General features: G+C 41.9%; 5 protein-coding genes and 7 tRNA genes. All 12 read left to right on the top strand.

Annotation, left to right across the window (positions count from 1 at the left end):
• The first annotated feature begins 65 nt into the window (after positions 1 to 65).
• The 12 genes from HT708_RS08500 to HT708_RS08445 all read left to right on the top strand — a co-directional run bounded on the left by HT708_RS08500 (position 66) and on the right by HT708_RS08445 (position 6,926).
• Positions 66 to 139 (top strand) — tRNA-Met (locus tag HT708_RS08500).
• 3 nt (positions 140 to 142) lie between these two features.
• A tRNA-Phe gene (locus HT708_RS08495) sits at positions 143 to 215 on the top strand.
• 12 nt (positions 216 to 227) lie between these two features.
• Positions 228 to 308, top strand: a tRNA-Tyr gene (locus HT708_RS08490).
• Between the two features lie 4 nt (positions 309 to 312).
• A tRNA-Trp gene (locus HT708_RS08485) sits at positions 313 to 383 on the top strand.
• A gap of 14 nt (positions 384 to 397) precedes the next feature.
• Positions 398 to 470: transfer RNA gene (locus HT708_RS08480), tRNA-His, on the top strand.
• A gap of 13 nt (positions 471 to 483) precedes the next feature.
• Positions 484 to 555, top strand: a tRNA-Gln gene (locus tag HT708_RS08475).
• A gap of 9 nt (positions 556 to 564) precedes the next feature.
• Positions 565 to 648, top strand: a tRNA-Leu gene (locus HT708_RS08470).
• A gap of 106 nt (positions 649 to 754) precedes the next feature.
• Complete coding sequence (locus tag HT708_RS08465; RefSeq protein ID WP_172926263.1) at positions 755 to 2,032, top strand: gamma-glutamylcysteine synthetase; 1,278 nt, start codon at positions 755 to 757, stop codon at positions 2,030 to 2,032.
• Positions 2,033 to 2,108: 76 nt separating this feature from the next.
• Positions 2,109 to 3,593 carry a threonine synthase gene (thrC, locus tag HT708_RS08460; protein WP_050261063.1) on the top strand — a complete coding sequence of 495 codons (1,485 nt, stop codon included), beginning with the start codon at positions 2,109 to 2,111 and terminating at the stop codon, positions 3,591 to 3,593.
• A gap of 60 nt (positions 3,594 to 3,653) precedes the next feature.
• Positions 3,654 to 4,934 (top strand): MATE family efflux transporter, encoded by a 1,281-nt coding sequence (locus tag HT708_RS08455; RefSeq protein WP_119947241.1) that lies wholly within the window; start codon positions 3,654 to 3,656, stop codon positions 4,932 to 4,934.
• Between the two features lie 3 nt (positions 4,935 to 4,937).
• A complete protein-coding gene (locus tag HT708_RS08450; RefSeq protein ID WP_138706286.1) occupies positions 4,938 to 5,564 on the top strand; it encodes an HAD family hydrolase in 627 nt (208 codons plus the stop codon).
• A gap of 159 nt (positions 5,565 to 5,723) precedes the next feature.
• Positions 5,724 to 6,926, top strand: a complete 1,203-nt coding sequence (locus HT708_RS08445; RefSeq protein ID WP_172925755.1) for a LysM domain-containing protein — start codon at positions 5,724 to 5,726, stop codon at positions 6,924 to 6,926.
• Positions 6,927 to 7,055 lie beyond the last annotated feature (129 nt).

The raw sequence follows: 7,055 nt of genomic DNA, 5'->3' as shown, positions 1-7,055 counted from the left end.
CTTGAAACTCGTCACGCGTACCACCGCCTGCCATGCTTCGAAGATCACATCCTCCTTTATATTAACGCGGGATGGAGCAGCTCGGTAGCTCGTCGGGCTCATAACCCGAAGGTCGTAGGTTCAAATCCTGCTCCCGCAATAAGGCTCGGTAGCTCAGTTGGTAGAGCAATGGATTGAAGCTCCATGTGTCGGCGGTTCGATTCCGTCTCGCGCCATTTATATATTTTGGAAGGGTAGCGAAGAGGCTAAACGCGGCGGACTGTAAATCCGCTCCTTCGGGTTCGGGGGTTCGAATCCCTCCCCTTCCATTTTACGGGCATAGTTTAAAGGTAGAACTAAGGTCTCCAAAACCTTCAGTGTGGGTTCAATTCCTACTGCCCGTGTTAATAGAATTATGGCGGGTGTGGTGAAGTGGTTAACACACCAGATTGTGGCTCTGGCATGCGTGGGTTCGATCCCCATCACTCGCCTATTTTATATTATTGGGGTATAGCCAAGCGGTAAGGCAAGGGACTTTGACTCCCTCATGCGTTGGTTCGAATCCAGCTACCCCAGTTACTATTTGCCGGCGTGGCGGAATTGGCAGACGCGCTGGACTCAAAATCCAGTGTCCGCAAGGACGTGCCGGTTCGACCCCGGCCGCCGGTATAGTATAGCGTTAGGAACGTAGTTAATCTTCGTTCCTTTTTTGTATTATTTTTGGTATAATAGTAGTTATTCAAATTTTATTTAGATTAAGAAAGTGTAGGGGAGTATGTCTTGTTCTATCGATTTATTAAAACATCGGTATTTGAAAAATATTAAAGAAAATCCTGAATTGTTTGTCGGAATTGAGTTGGAGTATCCTGTTGCAAGTTTAGAAGGGGATGCTACAGATGTTGAAGTTATAAAGGATCTATTTCATTATTTAGTTTCTACTTTGGATCTCACCGTAGCAAAGGTAGATGATTTTGGCAATCTGATCCAGTTAGTAGATCCGATAAGTCAGGATGCTATTTTGTTTGAAGTTTCCTATACTACGATTGAATTTGCGTTTGGTAAGGTTAAAGAGATTCAAGAGGTAGAGAATCGTTTTAATAATTATATGAATGTAATTCAGAGAAAATTAAGTGAATCAAATCATGCTATCGTTGGCTGTGGAATTCATCCTAACTGGGATAAAAATGAGAATTATCCAGTGGCTTATCCACGCTATCAAATGTTGATGGATTATTTGAATTTGAGTAGAAATATTACTAAATCAGATTTACATTATTTCCCTGAATATGGTGCTTTTATCTGTGGGAGTCAGGTTCAGCTGGATATTTCAAAATCCAACTACTTACGGGTGATTAATGCTTTTACCCAAATTGAAACAGTTAAGGCTTATTTATTTGCCAATTCTGAGTTTACAGGTGCGGATTGGGATACAAAAATTTCAAGGGACATCTTCTGGGAAGAATCGATGCATGGCATCTATCCAGAGAATGTTGGGGTTAATACTAGACTTTTTGATGATGAAGATGATTTTTTTGACTATCTCGATCATTCTGCGATTTTTACTGCGGAACGTGATGGACAAACCTATTATTTTTATCCCATTCAGGCTAGGGACTATTTGGCTACATCTGAAATCCAAGCATATGCTCTTAATGGGGATGAGATTCTTATTTACCCTCAAGAGAAGGATTTTGAAACTCATCGTAGTTACCAGTACCAAGACTTAACGACTCGAGGAACAGTTGAGTTTCGTAGTGTGTGTACTCAGCCTCTAGATAAAACCTTCGCTTCTGCTGCCTTTCACTTGGGATTATTAGTTAATTTAGATAAGTTAGAAGCTTACTTAGAAACAGCACCTTTCTTTAAAGAATTTGGGCGAAATTATAAATTTTTAAGACGACAATTTTCTAAGAAAAAGCTTACAGATCAGGAAGAAACTGCGATTATTGGATTTTCCAAAGACTTACTCCTGCTAGCCGAGGAAGGACTGAAGATGAGAAATAAGAAAGAAATGACCTACCTACAGCCTTTGAAAGAAGAATTGAGCCTATAATTTCTCTTACTAAAGGGAGAATTTTCTGAAAAATCATGATATAATGGAAGAGACTATAGATAAAGGATAGAGAGTAATGACATTAGTTTATCAATCAACGCGTGATGCCAACAATACAGTAACTGCTAGCCAAGCTATTTTGCAAGGTTTGGCGACGGACGGCGGTTTGTTTACACCGGTTACTTATCCAAAGGTAGATTTGGACTTTGACAAATTGAAAGCTGCTTCTTATCAGGAAGTTGCTAAGATTGTTTTGTCAGCATTTTTAGATGACTTTACAGCTGAAGAGTTGGACTACTGTATCAACAATGCCTACGATAGTAAATTTGATACTCCAGCTATAGCGCCTTTGGTGAAATTAGACGGTCAATACAATTTGGAACTGTTCCATGGATCAACGATTGCCTTTAAGGATATGGCCTTGTCTATTTTGCCATACTTTATGACAACAGCTGCTAAGAAGCATGGTTTGGTGAACAAGATTGTCATCTTAACAGCGACATCTGGTGACACGGGGAAAGCTGCTATGGCGGGGTTTGCGGATGTGCCTGGTACTGAAATTATCGTCTTTTATCCAAAGGATGGTGTCAGCAAGGTTCAAGAGTTGCAAATGACCACTCAGACTGGTGACAATACTCATGTTATCGCTATTGATGGTAACTTTGACGATGCTCAAACAAATGTGAAGCATATGTTCAATGATGTGGCTCTTCGTGAAAAATTAGCGGCCAACAAGTTGCAATTTTCATCTGCTAACTCTATGAACATTGGTCGTCTGGTACCACAGATTGTTTATTATGTTTATGCCTATGCTCAGTTGGTCAAGACTGGTGAGATTGAGGCTGGTGATAAGGTCAACTTCACGGTACCAACAGGAAACTTTGGAAATATCTTGGCTGCCTTTTATGCCAAACAAATCGGCCTCCCAGTTGGCAAACTAATCTGTGCTTCAAATGACAACAATGTTTTGACAGACTTTTTCAAGACACGTGTTTACGATAAGAAACGTGAGTTTAAGGTAACAACTAGTCCATCTATGGATATTTTGGTGTCTTCAAACTTGGAGCGCTTGATTTTCCATCTTTTGGGAAATGATGCGGTTAAGACAGCTGAACTCATGAATGCTTTGAATAGCCAAGGTCAATATGAGTTGACTAATTTTGATGCAGAGATTTTGGACCTCTTTGCAGCTGAATATGCGACTGAGGAAGAAACGGCAGCAGAAATCAAGCGTGTTTATGAGTCAGATTCTTATATCGAGGATCCACATACAGCGGTTGCCTCAGCAGTTTATAAGAAATACCAAGCTGCTACTGGCGATGCGACTAAGACAGTGATTGCATCAACAGCTAGTCCCTACAAGTTCCCAGTGGTTGCAGTAGAAGCTGTAACTGGGAAAGTTGGCTTGACTGACTTTGAAGCCTTGGCTCAATTACATGAAATCTCAGGCGTTGCAGTGCCACCAGCAGTTGATGGCCTTGAAACAGCTCCTGTTCGTCACAAGACAACAGTGGCAGCTACTGATATGCAAGCAGCGGTTGAGGCTTATCTAGGACTTTAAGACAGAGGGAGTAAACTCGGTTGGGAAACCAACTGAGTTTCTTTTCATCAGGAGGAAGGATTGTTTAAGAAAAATAAAGACATTCTTAATATTGCCTTGCCAGCTATGGGCGAAAACTTTTTGCAGATGCTCATGGGGATGGTGGACAGTTATCTGGTAGCCCACTTGGGCTTGATAGCTATTTCGGGTGTATCAGTAGCTGGTAATATTATTACGATTTATCAGGCGATTTTCATCGCTCTGGGAGCTGCTATTTCCAGTGTTATTTCAAAAAGTTTGGGGCAGAAGGATCAGTCTAAGCTAGCCTATCATGTGACTGAGGCCTTGAAGATTACCTTACTATTAAGTTTCCTTTTAGGAGCTTTGTCCATCTTCGCTGGGAAAGAGATGATAGGACTTTTGGGGACGGAGAGAGATGTAGCTGAGAGTGGTGGACTCTACCTATCTTTGGTAGGAGGGTCGATTGTGCTCTTGGGGTTGATGACTAGTCTGGGAGCCTTGATTCGTGCAACGCATAATCCACGTCTGCCCCTCTATGTTAGTTTTTTATCCAATGCCTTGAATATTCTCTTTTCCAGTCTAGCTATTTTTGTTCTAGATATGGGAATAGCTGGTGTTGCTTGGGGGACTATTCTGTCTCGTTTGGTCGGTCTTGTGATTTTGTGGTTACAATTAAAACTTCCTTATGCGAGGCCAACTTTTGGACTGGATAAAGACTTACTGACTTTGGCAATACCAGCAGCTGGAGAGCGACTTATGATGCGGGCTGGAGATGTAGTAATCATTGCCTTGGTTGTGTCTTTCGGGACAGAGGCAGTGGCTGGAAATGCAGTCGGGGAAGTTTTGACCCAGTTTAACTATATGCCTGCCTTTGGTGTGGCTACAGCAACAGTCATGCAAGTGGCTCGAGCGGTTGGAGAAGATGATTGGAAAAGAGTCGCTAGTTTGAGCAAGCAAACCTTTTGGCTCTCTCTGGTCCTCATGTTGCCCTTGACCTTCAGTATCTATGCTTTGGGTATACCACTAACTCATCTCTATACAACTAATTCTCTAGCGGTGGAGGCTAGTGTTCTAGTGACACTTTTTTCACTACTTGGAATCCCTATGACGATAGGAACAGTCATCTATACAGCAGTCTGGCAGGGTTTGGGCAATGCTCGGCTTCCCTTCTATGCGACAAGTATAGGAATGTGGTGTATCCGCATTGGAACAGGGTATCTGATGGGGATTGTTTTTGGTTGGGGCTTGTCTGGTATTTGGGCAGGAACTCTCTTGGATAATGGTTTTCGCTGGTTATTTCTACGCTATCGTTACCAGCGCTATATGAGCTTGAAAGGATAGGAAATGCAAAAAACAGCTTTTATTTGGGATTTAGACGGGACTTTATTGGACTCTTACGAAGCGATTTTGTCAGGAATTGAGGAAACTTTTGCTCAGTTTGCTATTCCTTATGATAAGGAGCAGGTGAGAGAGTTTATCCTCAAGTATTCGGTGCAAGATTTGCTTGTGCGGGTGGCAGAAGATAGAAATCTGGATGTGGAAGTGCTAAATCAGGTGCGTGCCCAGAGTTTGGCTGAGAAGAATACTCAAGTAGTTTTGATGCCAGGTGCGCGTGATGTGCTAGCTTGGGCAGACGAATCAGGAATTCAGCAGTTTGTTTACACTCATAAGGGGGACAATGCTTTTACCATTCTCAGAGACTTGGGTTTGGAATCTTATTTTACAGAGATTTTAACCAGTCAGAATGGCTTTGCGCGTAAACCTAGTCCAGAAGCGGCTAACTATCTGATAGACAAGTATCAGTTGAATCATGATACTACTTATTATATAGGGGATCGGACTCTGGATGTGGAATTTGCCCAGAATAGTGGGATTCAAAGTATCAACTTTTTAGAGTCGACTTATGAAGGAAATCACAGGATTCAAGGGTTAGCAGATATTCCTTACATTTTTGGGGATTGGGAACGATAAGATTGTGTCAGTTTTGTGACAGAGACCTAACAAACTGTTTCAAGTAACCGAGTTTGTTACAAGGAACAGACAGTTCTGTTAAATAGGCCCGAGAGGGCTTTTTTTCTGCTCTTTTTGTGTTATGATAGACAGGTATTCATTTGAAAGGAATTTGAAAGAATGAAGAAAAGAATATTATTAGCCTCAACGGTAGCCTTGGCATTTGCCCCAGTATTGGCAACCCAAGCAGAAGAAGTTCTTTGGACTGCACGTAGTGTTGAGCAAATCCAAAACGATTTGACTAAAACGGACAACAAAACAAGTTATACCGTTCAGTATGGTGATACCTTGAGCACTATTGCAGAAGCCTTGGGTGTAGATGTCACAGTTCTTGCGAATTTGAATAAAATCACTAATATGGACCTGATTTTCCCAGAAACTGTTTTGACAACGACTGTCAATGAAGCAGAAGAAGTAACGGAAGTTGAAATCCAAACTCCTCAAGTAGATTCTAGTGAAGAAGTGACAACTGCGACAGCAGATTTGACAACCAATCAAGTGACCGTTGATGATCAAACTGTTCAGGTTGCAGATCTTTCTCAACCAATTGCAGAAGCTCCAAAAGCAGTAGAAACTACAAGTACAAAAGAAGTAGCAACAAGTTCAGAAGTTACAGAGACAGTGACTGCTTCGGAAGAAGCGACACCATCTACAGGAACTTCTGTCCCAGAGGAGCAAACAGCCGAAACAAGTAGTGCAGTTGCAGAAGCAGCTCCTCAGGAAATGACTCCAGTTGAGAAAGAGGAAACACAAGCCAGCCCTCAAGCTGCTTCAACAGTGGCACCAACTACAACTCCAGTAGAAGAAAAAGCAACCGAAACAACTGCAATAAGTTCAGAAGAAGCAAGAGAAGCCTCATCAAATGAATCTACAACAGCAGTTTCTACTTATCAACCAGGAGAGAAGAAAACAGTTTCAACAACTTACGCGGCTCCAGCTGCGCCCGATTATGCTGGACTGGCAGTAGCGAAATCTGAAAATGCAGGCCTTCAACCACAAACAGCTGCCTTTAAAGAAGAAATTGCCAACTTGTTTGGTATTACATCCTTTAGTGGTTACCGTCCAGGAGACAGTGGAGATCACGGAAAAGGTTTGGCTATCGACTTTATGGTACCAGAAGGATCAGAACTAGGGGATAAGATTGCGGAATACGCTATTCAAAATATGGCCAGCCGAGGAATTAGTTACATCATCTGGAAACAACGTTTCTATGCTCCATTCGATAGCAAATATGGGCCAGCTAATACTTGGAACCCAATGCCAGACCGTGGTAGCGTGACAGAAAATCACTATGACCACGTTCACGTTTCAATGAACGGATAAACCAGACTTGGTAATATCATTTTGACGAATGAGATCTAGCTTTCATGATAGGAAGTAAGTCTCGTTCGTTTTTTTCTTTGTCATACTCTTCGAAAAATAAATGCAAACCACGTCAGTTTTATCTGCAAC

The organism is Streptococcus sp. 3613, from assembly GCF_013277375.1.
Taxonomy (GTDB): domain Bacteria; phylum Bacillota; class Bacilli; order Lactobacillales; family Streptococcaceae; genus Streptococcus; species Streptococcus pseudopneumoniae.
The sequence above is the reverse complement of the archived record's forward strand: the minus strand, read 5'-3'. Positions and strand labels throughout refer to the sequence as shown.

Coding starts and splice junctions, on each gene's coding strand:
- HT708_RS08450 (WP_138706286.1), top strand. CDS start 4,938: ATGCAAAAAACAGCTTTTATTTGGGATTTAGACGGGACTTTATTGGAC.
- HT708_RS08465 (WP_172926263.1), top strand. CDS start 755: ATGTCTTGTTCTATCGATTTATTAAAACATCGGTATTTGAAAAATATT.
- thrC (WP_050261063.1), top strand. CDS start 2,109: ATGACATTAGTTTATCAATCAACGCGTGATGCCAACAATACAGTAACT.
- HT708_RS08445 (WP_172925755.1), top strand. CDS start 5,724: ATGAAGAAAAGAATATTATTAGCCTCAACGGTAGCCTTGGCATTTGCC.